Here is a 17,279-nt window from a genome sequence, read left to right on the forward strand (position 1 = left end):
TTCACTGGATGCCAACCAGACTGGATTAGGATCGGCTCCGGAATGGCGGGATTCTTCGATACCGGCCCGGCCCGGGCTTTGTGCCTTGGGTTGATGGCGTTGGCTTTGGCCGCGTGCGCGACCACGCCTGCGCCGATTTCGGCTGGTGGCCGCTTTCCGGGAGATTTGCGGGCTCAGAGCCTGCCAGAGCCCCGGGGCGCATTGCCGCAGGTAACCGATTACGCCGCCAACCTGCAATGCGTGCCATTTGCCCGCCAAGTCTCGGGCGTTGACATCTATGGCAACGCCAATACTTGGTGGGCGCAAGCAGCCGGCCGGTATCCACGCTCGAATTCGCCAGCTTACGGCTCAGTATTCGTGATCCATGGCTTCAATACATCGGCGCGAGGCCACGTCTCTGTGGTCACCCACATCGATTCCAGCCGGTTGATCCGCGTCGACCACGCCAACTGGCTAAATGGCGGCGAAATCAGCCGCGGCGTGCCCGTTCTTGATGTGTCGGCGAACAATGATTGGACCGAGGTGCGCGTCTGGCACATCCCTGGAGACCATTGGGGCGGACGTATTTATCGGGCGGATGGCTTCATTCACCCGTTCCAGCTGCACGCTGCGATGAGCTGAAAGTTCCGCCGTTAAGGTTTATTGATGCGGCGGCAAGACTAAAGTTAACGGGAACTCGAGTAACTAGGACCAGATCTAGTCTTCGCCGAGCTCGTTTACCATACGAAGTCTCACCTTTCCATTTCTTCAGCTGGGTGTTTAGGTTTTTCTTAACCCCGCACGGCGTTTCTATGTCCCAGATTGGGGCAGAAGCTCGTCTAGGCTCGTTAAGGGCATGTTTGATTCCCGTGCGCTCCTTGTAGCGGCCGCGACGGTCACTGGCTTTGCCGGCTTTCCGTCAGATGCGGATGCGCTGACGCCGTTGTCGCTCGATCTCGCGATCGACCCGACGGTTACCGAGGGCCCGTCAGAACACGCCATCATGGCGCCGAGCTCGTTCGAGCGCGCGCCGGATGCTGCGTACGAGCCGATCGCTCGCGTTACCAATTATCGCTCGCGCTTGCAGTGCGTGCCGTTTGCGCGTCGTGAGTCAGGCGTTGAGATCTACGGCAACGCCAATACGTGGTGGCGTCAGGCGCAAGGCCGTTACGAAACGGCAGAAGCTCCGAGCGAAGGCGCCGTGATGGTGCTTCACGGCTATAACACCAATGCGCGCGGTCACGTTGCGGTGGTGAAGGAGCAAGTTTCGCCGCGCATGGTTATCGTCGATCACGCCAATTGGCTGAACGGCGGCGAGATCACACGTGACGTTCCGATCATGGATGTGTCGCAAGCTGGTGATTGGTCCGAGGTGCGCGTCTGGAACGTGACCGGCCGCCACTGGGGTGGGCGCACCTATCGCGTGCAGGGCTTCATTTTGAACATGCTGACCGAGCAAGCGCGCGCTGAGCAGATCCAGCAAAGCGCCATGCTGCACGAGACGGCGGGCGAAGCCACGCCGATCGGCTAAGCGCCGTCCTTTTTATCAACGTCGAGTTTGCGGGCGCGCGCATCGGCTTGGTCGGTGCGCTTTTGCGTTGCCGTGCCGTCGGTGACGCCGAAATCTTCCAACTTGTGACCCGCGAGCGCATTGGCGAAGCCTTCCACAGCAAGGCCGCGCCGCAGCTGTTCGCGCACGGGGGCAGCGCGGCTCGGCATCCGCAACTGGAAGCGCCAATCGTCCAGCGCCTTAAGCTCTTCTAGCGTCAGCATAATTTGCAGGCGCTCGCCGCGTGTGAGGTCGTTCATGGCCTCAATCCTGCCGGCTCAAATTCCAATGACAACAATGAGTAGAAGAGCGAAAGCGCCATCATGGGACCTAACAGGCTTATGAGTAGTATTTGGGGAATTTATACTTGAAGTCCAAGATGACGTTTGAGTTATTTTGCAGTAAATTCGTTGCAGTTCGGTCGAAAATGTTGAATTTCGCTTGTGAATAATGCAGCGAAATCTATGATCGTTTCTGTTGCCCTGAACGAGATCGTTTCCCGATTTAAATAGGTGAGTAGCAACGCGTCAGAGGACGCAGAATGATGACGCAAGGACCCAAGAACGGCGGGTGGCTAGCTGGTCTCAATCAGCTCTTCCGATCGCGGGCGCGCCATGTCGCTGACCGGTCCGGCTCTGCGCCGCAGGCCAAACCGAAACCGGAATCGATCCAGAGCATCCTCTCGAACACAGGCCGCCGCGATCCGACAACGCCGGCCGACTAACTCAAGTTCTTGCGTTTCATCGCGCGGTCACCCGCGCTAGCTTTCGCGCTTCGCCGTGCGGACTGCCGGCGGGGAGGGGATGATGGCGAACGCTACAGTGGCCGCTGAAGGGGAACAGAAGCCGGCAAAGCCGAAAGCCAAACGCAAGAAGAGTCGTGGCGGCATTCCGCTGTTTCGATGGCTCACGCGCAATTGGGTTTGGGACGGCTTCATTCTGATTTGCATCATCGCAAACGCCGCGATCCTCGGCATCGATGCGCATTACGGTGAGACCGGCCCCTACCACGCTCAAATCGAGCAGTGGAACATGTACTTCCTTTTCATCTTCACCGGCGAACTCGTGTTCGAGTTCCTGGCGCAAGGTCCGCACAAGTACTTCTCGAACGGGTGGAATGTCTTCGACGTGATCGTTGTTGGCTTGAGCTACATCGCGACGAGCCCGGCGATCTCCGCGTTGCGGACGCTGCGCGTCATTCGCGTGTTTCGTCTCGTCAGCGCTGTGCCGCAGATGCGGCGTGTGGTTGAAGCGCTGTTCGGTGCGATGCCTGGCATTCTTGCGTCGTTCGCCATTCTGGCGGTGGTTTTCTATATCGCCGCCGTTATGGGCACGACGCTCTTCCACAGCGATCCGGGCTTCAGCGATCTTGGGCAATCGATGTTGTCGTTGTTCGCCCTGTCGCAGTTCGACGGTTGGGGCGACACGATCACGCGTCTGCAGGGAGAAAATCCCTATGCTTGGATTTTCGTGCTTGGCTTCACGCTGATCGCTGCGTTCGCAGTGCTGAACCTCTTCATCGGCGTCATCGTCGAGGCGGTGCAAGCTGCGCCGCAGGATGAGATCAAGGAAGAGATCGGGGAAGTCCAGGAGGAAGTCGGCGAGATCCAGGTCGCGCAGGAAGACGCTGCCGTTGTGCAGCAGCGCATCCTTGACGAAGTTCGCGCGCTGCGCGCAGAAATTGCGTCGCTGCGCGCCGGCAGTGCGCCGCCCGCAGCTTAGCGGCTGGCGGCGCTTTCGTTGTGCGCCACGAGAACGGGCGGCGAGAGCACTGAGTTGATGCCTTGGATCACGCCGTTCGAGGCGGCGATGTCCGGCATCACGACAAGTTCGTCGTTTACCCGCAATCCATCGCGGCCATCGACTGTGAGGCGATAGCCATTTGCGGATTCTGGGCGCGTGGTGCGGGCGCCTACGGTGTCGCTCGTCACGCGTTCGGCGACGACGTGATAGGCGAGCAACGCCAAGAGCTCGTCTCGGTTCTGCGGCTGCATAAGGCGATCGACTTCAGTTTGATCCATGCGGCGAAAAGCATCGTCAGTCGGTGCGAAGATCGTGAATGGCCCTTCGCCGCGCAGTGTTTCTTCGTAACCTGCAGCTTCTACCGCCGCGAGAAAGCGCGTGAACTGGCCGGTGGCGGCTGCGACTTCGAGCACGTCGCCATCCGCGTTCGGCGTTTGAACTTCAGCGATCAAGAAGCGATCGGCGCTCCGCGCGATCGCTTCTTGGGGCGTGAGCAAGCAAGCGGCTGCAAGCAATGCGGCGCGAAGGGGGCGGTGGAACATCATGGGCAGACAACACCGCCGGTCGCCTGCGGTTTCATGACCATCGCAACGCACTGGCGCGAAGGCGCTTCCTCGGCGAAAATAAAGTATGTCCGTATGGTCCCGCATTGTTGAAATGGCGGCGCGCGCTTTTGATCCCGAGGCTGAGCCGCCGGAATTCAATGAAGAATGTGCGCCGCGCCCTAATGATGTGGGTTTTACCGCAGCCGTGATCGGCCTTGCCGCAAAGATGGCGAAGGCGGATGGCGAGGCGACGGACGCCGAATTGCGCGCCGCCGCGCAGGTGTTTCGCCCCCCGCTGGGGGAGGAGGAGCACTTCCGGCGCGCCTTCTCCCTGGCGAAGCAAACTGTTTTAGGATTTGATTCCTACGCAAAGCAGATTGGGCGCAAATATCGCGCGCGGCCCTGCCTGCTCGAAGACGTTCTGGACGGGCTGTTTCATATCGCGTTGGCGGACGGCTACGTCGGCGAGGCGGAACTCAAATATCTGGCCGAGGTCGCGCACCATTTCGGGTTCAGCGAAATGGAATTCCGCCGGATCAAGGCCACCAACCTCGGCCCGGACGCCGGCGACCCCTACGCAATTTTGGGCCTGCTGCCGGGCGCCACGATGGAAGAGGTGCGTCACGCTTGGCGGCGTGCGGCAGCTGAGAACCATCCTGACCGCATGACGCAACGCGGCGCGCCGCCGGAATTCGTTGAGATCGCGCGCGAAAAGACTGCCGCCATCAACGCCGCTTACGCCAAAATACGCGAAGAACTCAGCGTCGACGCGAAATGATCGCGGCGCTGTTGAGAAGTGCAACGCGCCGTAAGGGCGCCGCATTGATCGCGGACGCTTCCCCTCCATATTGTTCGAAAGGAGTTGTCCGCCCATGACTGCGAACGTCGCCGACTTTGGATCCGCTGCTTTGAGCGCCTTCGCGCGCGCAGCTGGTCTTTTGGCGCTCGCCGTAGGCGCGGCTCTGGCTTTCGTGTTTGCGTTCGCGGCGGCGCTTGTTGTTGGCGTGATGATCGCCGGCGCTGCCGTCGCAATGCGTATCTGGCCGCGCCGCAAGGCCGCCGTCGCTGCCGGTCCGGTCGTTCTCGATGCGCACCGCACGCCGCAAGGCTGGGTCGTTGAATCCGCAGCCAAGCGGAAATAACGCGCCTATACTTGGCCTGTGACTCGTTACCTTCAAAAGCCATCGCCGAACTTCGACGCGCGCACGCGTCCGATCGATCTTGTCGTGCTCCACTATACGGGCATGCAGGACGCTGAGATCGCGCTGGCGCGTTTAACCGATCCCGCCCCGCTCGCTGGTCACTATCCTGGGCCTTGGCAAAGCGATGACGTGACTGCCGATGCGCCGCTCTCGCGCGTCAGTGCCCACTACGTGGTTGACGAGGCAGGGCAGGTCTATGCGCTGGTGCCCGAAGAGCATCGCGCCTGGCATGCGGGCGTCGCCAGTTGGGAAGATGACGGCGACATCAATGCGCGCGCGATCGGGATCGAGATCGTCAATGGCGGACACGATTTCGACCTGCCGGATTTTCCAGCGGCGCAGATCGACGGCGTGATCGGCTTGCTGAAGGACATCTTCGGGCGCTGGCCGCAGCTCAACGCCAAGCGCGTTGTCGGCCATTCGGATGTCGCGCCGGCGCGCAAAGTCGACCCCGGCGAAAAATTTCCGTGGAAGCGTTTGGCGGAAGCGGGCGTTTCGATATGGCCCGCGCACACGCAAGGCATTGAGCTTGACGCCGATGAGCCGGTGAGCGCCGCGCAGCAATCATTGGCGTTCATCGGCTATGGCGTGCGCCAGACCGATTACATGGACGAAGCGACCAAAACCGCTTTGATCGCGTTTCAACGCCGCTTCAGGCCGTCGGACATTTCAGGCGCGCTCGATGACGAGACGCAGCGTTTGCTGATCGCTGTGGCGCGGCTGGTTCAATAGCGCCGCTGGCGGTTTGTCGCGCGAGCCGTTATGTTGTTCGCGCCAGTCGGCTGGACGGCCGCGGGTGCGCAAGCGCTCGAGGAAAGTCCGGGCTCCACGCGGAAACGGCGGCGGGTAACGCCCGCCGGAAGCAATTCTAGGGATAGCGCCACAGAGAACAGACCGCTTGAGGCTTCGGCCAAGAGTAAGGGTGAAACGGTGGTGTAAGAGACCACCGCGCCGACCGTAAGGAAGGCGGCACGGCAAGCCCCGCCGGGAGCAAGACCGAATAGGGACACACGGGGCGAAAGCCTCACGCGCGTCCGCGCGTCGTGTCCGGGTTGGTCGCGAGAACCATGCGGCGACGTATGGTCCAGAGGAATGGTCGTCACCTGGGCTACGATCCAGGCTACAGAACCCGGCTTATAGGCCGACTGGCATTTTTTATCGGAATGCGCCACGCATGAAGCCTGTCTTCGGAAACGCAGCTGATCCCGCGTTGAGTTCGAGAGGCTGGTTCGTCGGCCATTTCATGCCGGGCGAAGACAATCCGCTCCGCACCCACGATGTTGAGATGAAGTGGTTCGCGCACGCGAAGGGCGAGACGCGCAGCGAATGGTCGCCGCCAAGCCCGGTGCGGACGCTGAACATTCTCGTGCGCGGGCGCTTTGTGTTGTTGTTTCCGGATGAGGAAGTGCTGCTACAGCACGAAGGCGACTACGTGTTCTTTGGGCCCGACATTGCGCACTCCTATCGCTGCGAAGAAGATTCAGTGATCATGACGGTGCGCTGGCCTTCTGGGCCGCGATGATAGATTGGAAGCTACGATGATGTTATTTCGCGCCCTCCTGGTTGTGATCCTCGTGGCGCTATCGGTTTACAGCGCCGTGGTGGTCGCCAATCACGGCCTAAATCTGCTTCCGGTGTTCTTCGGGGACATGGCTGAGATGGCGTGGCCCGGTCAGTTCAATTTCGACTTCATGGGATTTTTGGTTCTATCGGCGGTTTGGACCGCGTGGCGGCATCAATTTTCGCCGCTCGGCCTTGCGCTCGCCGTCGTCGCGTTTTTCGGCGGCATGATGTTTCTAACAATCTACCTCCTGGTAGTGAGCTACCAGGTGAAAGGCGACATCAAAGCATTGCTGCTAGGGCAGGCGCGGGCTTTAGCTTGACGCCACATGCCAGCCACTAACCGGCGGCCCGTCGCGTTAGGCTGACTTCAACATTGGCTATGTCGCGTTCGGCAGCGAGGGTTTTGACGAAGAGCTCGTGGCATTCGCCTTTGGCCTCGGTGAGGGGCGCGGCGAACACGCGTTCGCCGCAGACGTCGCCGTTCGCATCACGCAGGCAGATGGCGATGTTGGGCGTTGCTTTTGGAGCGGCAAGGCGCGTCAGGAAGTTGGCGCTGACTTCGACCGAGCGTTTGTCATCGCTGAGATCGGCGCCGATGTCGGTGAGAGCGAACTCTTCACGTTCGGCGTTGGCGATCGGCTCGGAAGCCAAGAACTCGGCGACGGCGAGCGCGCGCGTCAGTTGATGATAACGCGGCGCGTCCTTTGCGGCGGCGCTGCGTTGGCGGGCGGCGCGCATGAGTTCGCGCCAGCGGCGGGCGTCGCCGGCCATGTAGTTTGAAAGCTCGCCGACATCGGTGAGGCGGGTGAAGAGTTGCTCTGCGAGGCCGTCGAAAAAGGCGAGCACCGAGGAGAGACCACCGCTCGCGGCGGCCGCTTCTCCCGGCTGTACTGTGTAACCGCCCACCAGCACCTGCTCTGCGCCGATGCGGTGTTCCGCGATTTCGAGCCAGGCGCGGTAGATCTCTTCCGGCTTTGCGCCCTTGGCGCGCGTCGATGGTGCGATGATCGCCGCCTGTTGCGTCTCGGTTGAGCCGCTGAGCGGTATTGGTCCTGAACCGCCGAAGCCCGTCATCTGCAAATCCTGTTCATTTCGGATAAGAACTATCTGATTCTTGCGCGGGGAAGCGCGTGAATCGTGGCAAAAGGCGCCATGTCCCACGCGCCCGTTCTCCTTGCCGAAGCGATGGACGCGCTCGCTTTGGCGGATGGCGGCCTCTACGTAGACGCGACCTTCGGCGGGGGCGGTTATAGCCGCGAAATGCTCTCGCGTGCAGATTGCCGCGTGGTCGCCTTCGACCGTGACCCGGACGCCATAGTGCGCGGCGCTGAACTATCAGAGTCAGCCAAAGGTAAATTCACGCTTCATCAAGGCCGCTTTGGCGATCTGTCGCTGGAGCAAGTGGACGGGGTCGTCTTCGATCTTGGGGTTTCGTCCTTTCAACTCGACGAGGCCGAACGCGGCTTCTCGTTTCAGGCCGACGCGGATTTGGACATGCGGATGGAGAAGGATGGCTTGAGCGCCGCGGACGCCGTGAACCGGCTGAGCGAAGGCGCGCTTGCCGATCTCATCTATCGCTATGGCGAGGATGATGACAGCCGCCGGATCGCGCGTGCGATCGTGCAGGCGCGGGCGGCGGCGCCCATCACGCGCACTTTGCACTTTGCCAAGCTGGTGGAAGATTCCGTGGGCGGGCGCAGAGGCGCGCGCACGCATCCGGCGACGAAAACGTTTCAAGCCTTGCGCATGCTCGTGAACGATGAACTCGGCGAATTGGCGCGCGGGCTTTCGGCGGCGGAGCGCGCGCTAAAGCCGGGCGGGCGTTTGGTAGTGGTGTCGTTTCATTCGCTTGAAGATCGCATGGTGAAGCATTTCATCACCGAACGCGCCGATGCGCAGGGACGCGGCTCACGCTATGCGCCAGACCTGCCGCCGGAGCGCACACCGAGTTTTTCAATCGATCGCAAGCGCGCGACGGTTTCGAGTGATGCGGAGACGGCGGCCAATCCGCGTGCGCGTTCTGCAAGTTTGCGTTGGGCGACGCGAACCGATGCACCGGCCTGGGATGAGCTTGAACCGCCGGCGCTGGCGCCGCGGGCGGAGGCGGAATGGCAAAAATTACAGTGAAACGGTGGTTGCAGGTCGCGGCGGCGCTGATCGTCGTTGTGCTTGCCGTTGGCGTCTATCGCGCCAAGAGCGATGCCGCACGCACCGAAGCGGAAGTGCGCCGCTTGAATGGCGAGATCGCCGAGCGGGAAGCTCGCATTCGCGAACTGCGCGCCCACATCGCCGAACAGGAAAGCCCGGCGCGGATCGAGCAATTGAACGAACAGCGGCTGGGGCATGTTGTCGGCAGCGAGAGCGCGGCGCTTCCTGAGGGCGAAATCGCGCGCCGTCTGCCGCCGCCGCAGCCTCAAGAGCAGAAGGCGCGCGAGTGAGGCCGCTGGGCGCAAGCAACGACTACGCACGCGTGAGCATGCAGGCGCCGCTTGAAGCTGCGCCGGCGCGCAATCGCGTGCGTCTGCTTGCGATCAGCATCTTTGCGATCTTGCTTTTGCTGGCTGGGCGGGCGGTGCAGCTGGCGTTTTCCGGGGACCCGCTGGCGCGGCCGAACAATGCACATGCAGCGATTGCGTTGCCACGCGCTGACATCGTCGATCGCAATGGCGTTTTGCTGGCCACCACGGTGCGCGCCTGGGCGCTGACGGCTGAACCTGCCCGCGTGCGCAACGTGGTCGAAACCGCGGACGTGCTGATGCAGCACTTTCCTGGGCTTCAGCGCGAAGCGTTGCTGCGCCGCTTGAACAATACCGCGCAGACGACCGTCTATCTCGATCGTGGCTTGAGCGAAGAGCAGCGCGATCGTGTCGTTGCGCTGCGCTTGCCGGGCATCGGCGCGGAGCTTGAGCATCATCGCGACTACCCCCAAGGTGTGTTGGCTGCGCACGTTGTTGGCTTCACCGGCATCGATCTCAATCCGCAGGCTGGCGTTGAGCTTGGGCTCGATGAGCAGATCCGCGCCGCGGGCGCAGAAGGGCGCCAAGTCCGGCTCTCGCTCGACGTGCGCATGCAGTATGCGCTCGAAGCCGAACTTGACGCAGCCGCGCGCGCTTCGCACGCAACGGGCGGCGCAGCGATCCTGCTTGATGGGCGCACCGGCGAGACTTTGGCGCTGGCCTCTTGGCCGGCATTCAATCCGAACGAAATCCAGCGCTCGTTCGAGAGCGCGCGGCGCGACCGGGTGTCGGGCGATCTCCATGAATTGGGTTCAACGATCAAGCCGTTCACGGTGGCGATGGCGCTGCAGGAGGAAGTGACGACCTCCAGCGAGTTGTTCGATCTCAGCCAGCCGCTCGAACTCGACAACACCATGATCGCCGATCATGAGCCGATCACCGGCTACGCAACGCTTCGGGACATTCTGACGCATTCGTCGAATGTCGGCGCGGCGCGGCTGGCAATTCGCTTGGGCGGTGCGCGCCAGCGCGCCTATCTCGATCGCCTTGGGCTGACGCAACCAACCACGTTGCAGCTTGGTCGTCGCCAAGCGCCGCTCGCACCGCCAGCGCAGACGCGCCGTGACATTGCCGGTTTGGGCTTTGGCTATGGCTTGGCGACGACGCAGGCTTCGCTGGCGAGCGCCTACACGGTGTTCACCAACAATGGCGCGCGCGTTGCGCCGACGATCCTGGCGCAAGCGCCGGATGCGGAGATCGTGCGCACGCCGATATTCACACCCGACGTCACGCGGCAGGTGATGCTCTATCTTCGCGCCGTGGTCACAGAAGGCACCGGGCGCGCCGCCGACGTGCGCGGGCTGGTCATGGCCGGCAAAACCGGCACGGCCGAGAAGCCGGGCGGCGCCCAAGGCTATGATCAAAGCCGCAATTTCTCCTCTTTCGCAGGCGTATTTCCAGCCAATGACCCGCGCTATGTGATTGTGGTCGCGCTTGATGATACAGGCGCGGGCGAAGCAGGTGGCTTGGTCGCCGCGCCGGTGGTGGCGCGGACATTGAGGCGCATCGCTCCCATGCTTGGTTTGCGTGTGGAGCCGGACCGCGCGGCGCGGTAGGGAGAGGCAATGAAGCTCGGCGATCTCTTTGACTACGGCGTCCCTGAGGGCGCCGGGGCGATTGATATTACCGGTCTCACCGCGGATTCACGCAAAGTGAAGCCGGGCTTTTTGTTCGCGGCGCTCAAGGGCGTCGCCGCGCACGGTCGCGATTTCGTTGAGCAGGCCAAAGCCAATGGCGCCGTTGCAGTGCTATCGGCGGGCGACCTCGGCTTCGATCCTGGTATCGCGGAAGTTGTCACAAAGGAGCCGCGCCGGGATTTTGCGCTTGCGGCGTCTGCTTTCTATGTGCGCAGGCCCCGGACGATTGTCGCCGTCACGGGCACGAACGGCAAAAGCTCCACTGTCGATTTTCTCCGTCAAATATGGACCCACGCCGGTAAGCGTGCGGCAAGTCTAGGCACTCTTGGGGCCATCGGTCCGAACGGGGTGGTTGATCTTGGCCACACCACGCCTGATCCGGCTGCCATGCACGAGTCGCTGTCGACGCTTTCAGATCAGGGCGTCACGCATGTTGCGATGGAAGCGTCCAGCCACGGGCTGGAGCAGCACCGCGTTGTTGGCGTCACCTTCGCCGCGGGCGCTTTCACCAACTTGACGCAGGATCACCTTGATTATCACTTAGATATGGCCAGCTATCGCGACGCAAAGCTCAAGCTTTGGGAGCTCGTGCGCGTTGGCGGACCAGCGGTGATCAACGCTGACGCGGCCGACGCTGATCTTTTCGAACGAGCTGCCAAGCAGAACGAATTGGATGTCGTGCTCTGCGGCTGGCGTGCGCCGCGCGAACATGCGTTGAAGATCGTGGAGATACTGCCGCGTCCGAATGCTCAGACGATGGTGCTGTTGTGGGATGGCAAAGAGCACAAGGTTGAGTTGCCGCTGATCGGTGAGTTCCAGGCGCTCAACGCTGTTTGTGCAGCGGCGCTAGCCTTGGCTACGGGTGAGGCGCTGGAAGCGGTGCTTGCTGGCATGGCGAAGCTCAAGCCGGTGAAGGGCCGCATGGAGCATATCGGTCAGAGCAAGAGCGGCGGCCACGTATTTGTCGATTACGCGCACACGCCGGATGGCCTTGATGTGCTGTTGCGCGCCGCGCGTCCGCACGCGCCCGGACGGATCATCGCCGTGTTTGGATGCGGCGGTGATCGCGATTCCGATAAACGGCCAAAGATGGGCGCGATTGCCGCGCGTCAGGCCGACATTGTAATTGTCACTGACGACAATCCGCGCAGCGAAGATCCCGCTGCGATCCGCGCGCAGATTTTGAAAGCCGCGCCAAACGCGACCGAGATTGGCGACCGCGCGCAAGCGATCCGCGAGGCTGTTGCGATGCTGAAAGCCGGCGATGCGCTGATGATCGCGGGCAAGGGTCACGAGACTGGACAAATCATCAAGGGCGTCACGCATCCGTTCTCGGATCAGGACATCGCGCGCGCTGCGCTGGAGAGCTGAATATGAGTGAACTCTGGACCGCGGAAGAAGCGCAGGCCGCGACGGGCGGGCGACTTCTCAATGGTGAGTCATGGAGCGTCACCGGCGTTTCGATCGATACGCGCTCGCTTGAGCCGGGCGATTTGTTCGTGGCGCTGAAGGATGTGCGCGACGGTCACGATTTTTTGGCGCAGGCGTTTGTCTCGGGTGCAAGTGCGGCGTTGATTTCGGATGCGCGCAAGATCGAAGGTCTAGGCGCGGCGCTTGCAGTGCATGATGTCCTGGATGGTTTGCGCAAGCTTGGTGAAGCGGCGCGCGACCGTTCGAGCGCCAAGCGCGTTGCGGTGACCGGATCTGTCGGCAAGACCTCGACCAAAGAAGCGCTGGCGATTTGTCTTGCTGCGAGCGGGCCGACGCATCGTTCGGTGAAGAGCTACAATAACCATTGGGGCGTGCCGCTGACACTTTCGCGGATGCCGCGCGAGAGCCAATTCGCGGTGTTCGAGATCGGGATGAACCATCGCGGCGAAATCTTGCCGCTGACGCAATTGGTGAAGCCGCACGCCGCGTTGGTGACGACAATCGCGCCCGCGCACGTTGAAAACCTCGGCTCGCTTGAAACCGTCGCCGACGAGAAGGGCGATATCTACGCCGGGCTCGAGCCCGGTGGGTCAGCGATCATTCCAAACGAAGCGCCGCACGCGGAGCGGCTGATCGCGGCGGCTGAGCGCAATGGCGCGAATATGGTGCGCTTCGGGCGCGATGCGGTTTGCGAGGCGCGCCTCTTGCGCTTCGACATGGACGCAACCGGTTCAAACGCGGAAGCGGAGATCCTCGGGCGCACGATAAAGTATCGCGTTGGTGTTGAAGGCGCGCACTGGGCGCTGAATTCGGTCGCGGCGCTGGCGGCGGCCGATGTTGTCGGCGCTGATCTTGAAGCAGCGGCGCATGCGCTTGAGCACCTCCGGGCTTTTGATGGGCGCGGTGTTGCACAGCAAGTGGCGGCGCCGTTCGGCGCGTTCATGCTTGTGGATGATTCCTACAACGCCAACCCTGCATCAATGGCTGCAGCAATCGCTACACTTGCCGCGCGCCAGCCTGGCCCGGGCGGACGCCGTATCGTCGCGTTTGGGGATATGTTGGAACTCGGGCCGGAAGAGCGCGCCTATCATGCAGGGCTTGCGCAGCCCCTCGAACAAGCGGGCATCGATGCTGTGTTTGCGGCGGGTCCGCGGATGGCGGCGCTCATGGAGGCGCTTCCCGCATCGCGCCGCGGCGGCTATGCCGAAAACTCAGACGCGCTGATTCCGATTATTGCGGGTTCGCTTCGATCGGGCGACATCGTGTTGGTGAAGGGTTCTAACGGCTCGAAGATGAGCCGCGTGGTGGCTGCATTGCAGCGCCTCAATGGGGATAAGAATGCTTGAGCTCTTAGCGCAGTACAGCGACAGCTCGCAGTTCTTCAATCTCTTCAACTACATCACGTTCCGCACCGGCGGTGCGATGTTCACCGGCATGATCATCGCGTTTGCGATCGGCGCGCCGTTCATCAGCTGGTTGCGCAAAAAGCAAGGCAAGGGCCAACCGATCCGTGAGGATGGTCCGGCCGGTCACTTGCTGACGAAGAAGGGCACGCCAACGATGGGCGGGCTCATAATTCTGATCAGTCTCGGCATCTCGTCGCTGCTGTGGGCCGATTTGCAAAATCCCTACGTATGGTCGGTGCTGGTCGTGACGGTCGGTTTCGGGGCGATAGGCTTCGTCGACGACTTCGCAAAGGTGACAAAGCAGCATCACGGCGGGCTTTCCGCAAAGTTGCGGTTGGCGTTTGAGTTCTCGATTGCCGCGGTAGCCGCCATCGCAATGTTGGTTGCGGAGTGGATTGCGACAACGCCAGGCCAAAGCCACGACATTATGGGCTTTTGGAACGCACTCTGGCTCGGCGAGCCGCTGACTGCCGTGGCGCTGCCGTTCATTCAGGGCTGGGGCATTCAATTGCTCGCATTCTATGCGCTGTTCGCGATGATCGTAATCGTCGGCTTCGGCAACGCTGTGAACCTGACGGACGGCCTCGATGGCTTGGCCATCGTGCCGGTGATGATCGCGGCGGGAACGTTCGGCGTGATCTGTTATCTCGTCGGCCGCGTCGACTATTCGGCCTACCTTGGCATTCCGCACGTGGCGGGCGTTGGCGAACTCGCGACGATCCTGGGCGCATTGCTTGGCGCCTCGCTCGGTTTTCTTTGGTACAACGCGCCGCCGGCACGCGTGTTCATGGGCGATACAGGTTCTCTGGCGCTTGGCGGATTGTTGGGCGCCGTCGCCGTGGCGACCAAGCACGAGATCGTGCTTGCCATCGTTGGCGGTCTGTTCGTGCTCGAAACGCTTTCGGTGATGTTGCAGGTCGCGGTATTCAAGCGCACCGGCAAGCGCTTGTTCCTGATGGCGCCGATCCACCACCACTTTGAAAAGCTTGGCTGGCAAGAGCCGACGATCGTGATCCGCTTCTGGATTATCGCGTTTATTTTCGCGCTCGCCGGCCTTGCGACACTGAAGCTGCGTTAAGAGTTGCGTTAACGGCGCGAAGCGGCGCACACCCGCACGCTCACGACGGGTTGGAGGCGATCGGATGATTCCGATCACGGAATTTAAGGGCCGCGACGTCGCGGTGTTCGGATTAGCGCGGACTGGTCTTGCGGCAGCGCGTGCGCTCGCGGCCGGCGGCGCGCGCGTGCATGCGTGGGACGATAACGACGTCACGCGGGCGAAGGCGGAAGCGGCGGGCGTGCCGGTTTCCGACATTAATAGCCGCGATTGGCGCACGTTTGCCGCGCTTGTACTCTCGCCCGGTGTGCCGCTGACATTTCCCGAGCCGCATCGCGTCGTGACGCTCGCCGAAGCGACCGGCGTGCCGATCGTCAGCGACATCGAGCTCTTCGCGCGCGCCGTGAACGCGTTGCCCGTCACGCAACGTCCGAAAGTGATCGGCGTGACCGGCACCAATGGCAAATCGACGACGTCGGCCTTGATCGCGCATATCTTGAAGGAAGCCGGCAAAGACGCGCGCCTTGGCGGCAATATCGGCGATGCGATCCTGGAGCAGGCGCCGCTGCATGCGGGCGCGTTCTATGTGGTCGAGCTCAGCTCGTTCCAGCTTGATCTTACATCGAGCCTCAGGCTCGACGTGGCGGTGTGGCTCAACACGACGCCGGACCATCTGGATCGTCACGGAGACATGACCGCTTATGTGGCGGCCAAGAAGCGCATCTTCCTCAATCAAGGCGCAGCCGATTGGGCCGTGATTGGCGTTGACGATTCCTATTGCGCGATGGCGTGCACGGAGCTGACGCGCGGTGCGGCGCAACACGTTGCGCCGATTTCCTCGGGCCAAGCGCTCGGACGCGGTGTCAGCGCGCTGAATGGCAAGGTGATCGACAGCCTTTCCGGGCGGGCCGAGATTGTTGCAGATCTTTCGGCGGCGCCGGCTCTACAGGGCAAACATAACGCGCAGAACGCAGCAGCAGCTTTTGCGGCGACGAGCGCGCTGGGTGTTGATCATCGCATCATCGCACAAGCGATGACGAGCTTTGCCGGCTTGCCGCATCGCCTGGAGCGCGCCGGCGCGATCGAAGGCGTGCGCTTTGTCAACGACAGCAAGGCGACGAACGCCAACGCAGCTGCGCAGGCGCTCGCGGTTTATCCGCGCGTCTATTGGATTGCGGGCGGCGTCGCCAAAGAGGGCGGCATCGAAGAGCTTGCGCCGTTCTTCCCGCGCATGGCGAAGGCCTATCTGATCGGCCAATCGGCGGGCGATTTCGCCGACGTATTGCGCGGCAAGGTCGCGGTGGCGATGTCGGGCAATCTCGAAGCTGCGGTGAAGATGGCGTTCGCCGACGCGAAAGCTTCGGGCGAGCCGCATCCGGTTGTGCTGCTCTCGCCTGCGTGCGCCTCGTTCGATCAATTCAAGAGCTACGAAGATCGCGGCGATCAGTTCAAGAAATTCGTCGCCGCCTTGAGTGACGGCGCGAGCGGCAAGCGCAACGGAGGCGCGGCTTGAGCGCCGCGATCGCCGAACGCTTTGGCGCGGCGCTGGAGCGGGTGCGGACCTATGACCGGCCGCTTCTGGTCATCGCCGGCATCCTGTTCACGCTCGGTATTTTGTTTTCGATGTCGGCGAGCCCGGCGGCGACGGCGCGCATCCGTATCGAAGAAGCGTTCTACTTTGCTGGACGCCAGGCCGCTTATGCGGCGCTTGGCGTCGTGGCGATGATGGTGGCGGCGTCGCTCGATCCGCGCCAATTGCGCCGCGCCGCGACGATCACGGTTGCGATCTTCCTGCCGCTGGCTTTGCTTGCCTCGTTCTTCGGGCCGGAAATTAAGGGCGCGCAGCGTTGGTTCGATATCGGCTTCTTCTCGCTGCAGCCGTCTGAGATTCTGAAACCGGCGCTCATCATCGTTTGGGCGTGGATGCTCGGCGAAAGCATGAAGCAGCCGGGCTTTCCGGGGCGCACGATTGCGTTGACGCTCTACGGCGTCACGGCCGCAGTCTTGCTTTCGCAGCCGGACATTGGCCAAACGGCTCTTCTGGGCATGTGTCTGGCGCCGTTGTTGATCTTGTCGGGCGTTGCGCTTCGTTATGTATTGGGCGGCGGCGTTTTGGCGGGCTTGAGTGCTTGGGCGATTTACACGTTCTATCCGCACGCGCGCGAGCGGGTGGATGCATTCCTCAATCCTGAAGGCGGCGCTGCCTACCAAGTGAGCCGCGCGCTTGATGCGATTGCGGGGGGGGGCGTCTTCGGGCGCGGACCCGGCGAAGGCGTGATCAAGACGCGCCTGCCGGATGCGCACGCTGATTTTGTGTATGCGGTCGCTGCCGAAGAGTTCGGCCTCATCGCCTCAATCGGGCTCATCGCGGTTTTTGGCGCGCTTGCGTTCCGCGGGCTCTCGCGCGCGAGCAGATTAAATGAGCCGTTCGAACAACTTGCAGCCTCGGGCTTGATTACGTTGCTCGTCGCACAAGCTTCTATCCACATCGCCGTGAACTTGAGTTTGCTGCCAGCGAAGGGCATGACGCTGCCCTTCATCTCTTTCGGCGGCTCCTCGATGATCGGCTCGGCTTTGGCCTTGGGGTGCTGTCTTTCCCTTCTAAGAGATCGCCCCGGCGCATATCTTTATGCGGGACGTAGACGCGATTAG

Annotated in this window: 20 protein-coding genes and 1 other RNA gene; 18 read left to right on the forward strand and 3 right to left on the reverse strand. The window is 62.1% G+C overall.

Features of this window, described 5'->3' with window-relative positions; all coding sequences use genetic code 11:
* Positions 1-42 precede the first annotated feature (42 nt).
* Both ATE48_RS15310 and ATE48_RS15315 read left to right on the forward strand, forming a co-directional pair.
* Complete coding sequence (locus tag ATE48_RS15310; protein ID WP_228126649.1) at positions 43-621, forward strand: CHAP domain-containing protein; 579 nt, start codon at positions 43-45, stop codon at positions 619-621.
* Between the two features lie 214 nt (positions 622-835).
* Positions 836-1,510, forward strand: coding sequence for a CHAP domain-containing protein (locus ATE48_RS15315; protein ID WP_066772975.1), 675 nt, complete (start codon positions 836-838; stop codon positions 1,508-1,510).
* On the opposite strand, the gene ATE48_RS15320 is transcribed toward ATE48_RS15315, so the two are convergent.
* Complete coding sequence (locus ATE48_RS15320) at positions 1,507-1,788, reverse strand: hypothetical protein (protein WP_066772977.1); 282 nt, start codon at positions 1,786-1,788, stop codon at positions 1,507-1,509. The two genes, ATE48_RS15315 and ATE48_RS15320, sit on opposite strands and share 4 nt — an antisense overlap.
* 281 nt (positions 1,789-2,069) lie before the next feature.
* Between ATE48_RS15320 and ATE48_RS15325 the strand changes: the two genes are divergently transcribed.
* Together ATE48_RS15325 and ATE48_RS15330 are read left to right on the forward strand one after the other, a co-directional pair.
* A complete protein-coding gene (locus tag ATE48_RS15325; protein ID WP_066772979.1) occupies positions 2,070-2,252 on the forward strand; it encodes a hypothetical protein in 183 nt (60 codons plus the stop codon).
* Between the two features lie 82 nt (positions 2,253-2,334).
* Complete coding sequence (locus tag ATE48_RS15330) at positions 2,335-3,249, forward strand: ion transporter (RefSeq protein WP_228126650.1); 915 nt, start codon at positions 2,335-2,337, stop codon at positions 3,247-3,249.
* Here the strand turns inward: ATE48_RS15330 and ATE48_RS15335 are convergent.
* The gene (locus tag ATE48_RS15335; protein ID WP_228126651.1) at positions 3,246-3,815 is read right to left on the reverse strand and encodes a fasciclin domain-containing protein; all 570 of its coding nucleotides are present in this window, start codon (positions 3,813-3,815) and stop codon (positions 3,246-3,248) included. The two genes, ATE48_RS15330 and ATE48_RS15335, sit on opposite strands and share 4 nt — an antisense overlap.
* Positions 3,816-3,900: 85 nt before the next feature.
* On the opposite strand from ATE48_RS15335, the gene ATE48_RS15340 reads away from it, so the two are divergent.
* The 6 genes from ATE48_RS15340 to ATE48_RS15365 all read left to right on the forward strand — a co-directional run bounded on the left by ATE48_RS15340 (position 3,901) and on the right by ATE48_RS15365 (position 6,900).
* Entirely contained in the window at positions 3,901-4,593 is a 693-nt protein-coding gene (locus ATE48_RS15340) for a molecular chaperone DjiA (RefSeq protein WP_066772983.1), read from the forward strand.
* Positions 4,594-4,687: 94 nt separating this feature from the next.
* Positions 4,688-4,957: a hypothetical protein gene (locus tag ATE48_RS15345; protein ID WP_066772985.1), complete on the forward strand. Its 270-nt coding sequence runs from the start codon at positions 4,688-4,690 to the stop codon at positions 4,955-4,957.
* 18 nt (positions 4,958-4,975) lie between these two features.
* Complete coding sequence (locus tag ATE48_RS15350) at positions 4,976-5,749, forward strand: N-acetylmuramoyl-L-alanine amidase (RefSeq protein WP_066772986.1); 774 nt, start codon at positions 4,976-4,978, stop codon at positions 5,747-5,749.
* 42 nt (positions 5,750-5,791) lie between these two features.
* Positions 5,792-6,170: RNase P RNA component class A (rnpB, locus tag ATE48_RS15355), an RNA gene on the forward strand.
* A 21-nt stretch (positions 6,171-6,191) separates the two neighbouring features.
* Positions 6,192-6,539, forward strand: coding sequence for a cupin domain-containing protein (locus ATE48_RS15360; RefSeq protein WP_066772988.1), 348 nt, complete (start codon positions 6,192-6,194; stop codon positions 6,537-6,539).
* A gap of 16 nt (positions 6,540-6,555) precedes the next feature.
* Entirely contained in the window at positions 6,556-6,900 is a 345-nt protein-coding gene (locus tag ATE48_RS15365) for a hypothetical protein (RefSeq protein ID WP_066772990.1), read from the forward strand.
* 16 nt (positions 6,901-6,916) lie between these two features.
* Here the strand turns inward: ATE48_RS15365 and ATE48_RS15370 are convergent, their stop codons facing one another.
* Positions 6,917-7,654 carry a hypothetical protein gene (locus tag ATE48_RS15370; protein WP_066772992.1) on the reverse strand — a complete coding sequence of 246 codons (738 nt, stop codon included), beginning with the start codon at positions 7,652-7,654 and terminating at the stop codon, positions 6,917-6,919.
* 78 nt (positions 7,655-7,732) lie between these two features.
* Between ATE48_RS15370 and rsmH the strand changes: the two genes are divergently transcribed.
* From rsmH to ATE48_RS15410, 8 genes are all read left to right on the forward strand, one after another.
* The gene (gene rsmH, locus ATE48_RS15375; protein WP_066772993.1) at positions 7,733-8,707 is read left to right on the forward strand and encodes a 16S rRNA (cytosine(1402)-N(4))-methyltransferase RsmH; all 975 of its coding nucleotides are present in this window, start codon (positions 7,733-7,735) and stop codon (positions 8,705-8,707) included.
* Positions 8,689-9,018 carry a cell division protein FtsL gene (gene ftsL / locus ATE48_RS15380; RefSeq protein ID WP_156767805.1) on the forward strand — a complete coding sequence of 110 codons (330 nt, stop codon included), beginning with the start codon at positions 8,689-8,691 and terminating at the stop codon, positions 9,016-9,018. Before rsmH ends, ftsL begins: the two co-directional genes overlap by 19 nt.
* A complete protein-coding gene (locus tag ATE48_RS15385) occupies positions 9,015-10,652 on the forward strand; it encodes a peptidoglycan D,D-transpeptidase FtsI family protein (RefSeq protein ID WP_066772997.1) in 1,638 nt (545 codons plus the stop codon). Before ftsL ends, ATE48_RS15385 begins: the two co-directional genes overlap by 4 nt.
* Positions 10,653-10,661: 9 nt before the next feature.
* Positions 10,662-12,104, forward strand: coding sequence for a UDP-N-acetylmuramoyl-L-alanyl-D-glutamate--2,6-diaminopimelate ligase (locus tag ATE48_RS15390; protein WP_066772999.1), 1,443 nt, complete (start codon positions 10,662-10,664; stop codon positions 12,102-12,104).
* A 2-nt stretch (positions 12,105-12,106) separates the two neighbouring features.
* Positions 12,107-13,510, forward strand: coding sequence for a UDP-N-acetylmuramoyl-tripeptide--D-alanyl-D-alanine ligase (locus ATE48_RS15395; protein ID WP_066773001.1), 1,404 nt, complete (start codon positions 12,107-12,109; stop codon positions 13,508-13,510).
* Positions 13,503-14,648, forward strand: a complete 1,146-nt coding sequence (mraY, locus tag ATE48_RS15400; protein WP_066773003.1) for a phospho-N-acetylmuramoyl-pentapeptide-transferase — start codon at positions 13,503-13,505, stop codon at positions 14,646-14,648. Before ATE48_RS15395 ends, mraY begins: the two co-directional genes overlap by 8 nt.
* A 64-nt stretch (positions 14,649-14,712) precedes the next feature.
* Positions 14,713-16,140, forward strand: a complete 1,428-nt coding sequence (gene murD / locus ATE48_RS15405; protein ID WP_066773005.1) for a UDP-N-acetylmuramoyl-L-alanine--D-glutamate ligase — start codon at positions 14,713-14,715, stop codon at positions 16,138-16,140.
* The gene (locus ATE48_RS15410; RefSeq protein ID WP_083197392.1) at positions 16,137-17,279 is read left to right on the forward strand and encodes an FtsW/RodA/SpoVE family cell cycle protein; all 1,143 of its coding nucleotides are present in this window, start codon (positions 16,137-16,139) and stop codon (positions 17,277-17,279) included. Before murD ends, ATE48_RS15410 begins: the two co-directional genes overlap by 4 nt.

The sequence above is a fragment of the Candidatus Viadribacter manganicus genome (genome assembly GCF_001679665.1).
GTDB classification, from domain to species: Bacteria; Pseudomonadota; Alphaproteobacteria; order Caulobacterales; family Aquidulcibacteraceae; genus Vitreimonas; species Vitreimonas manganica.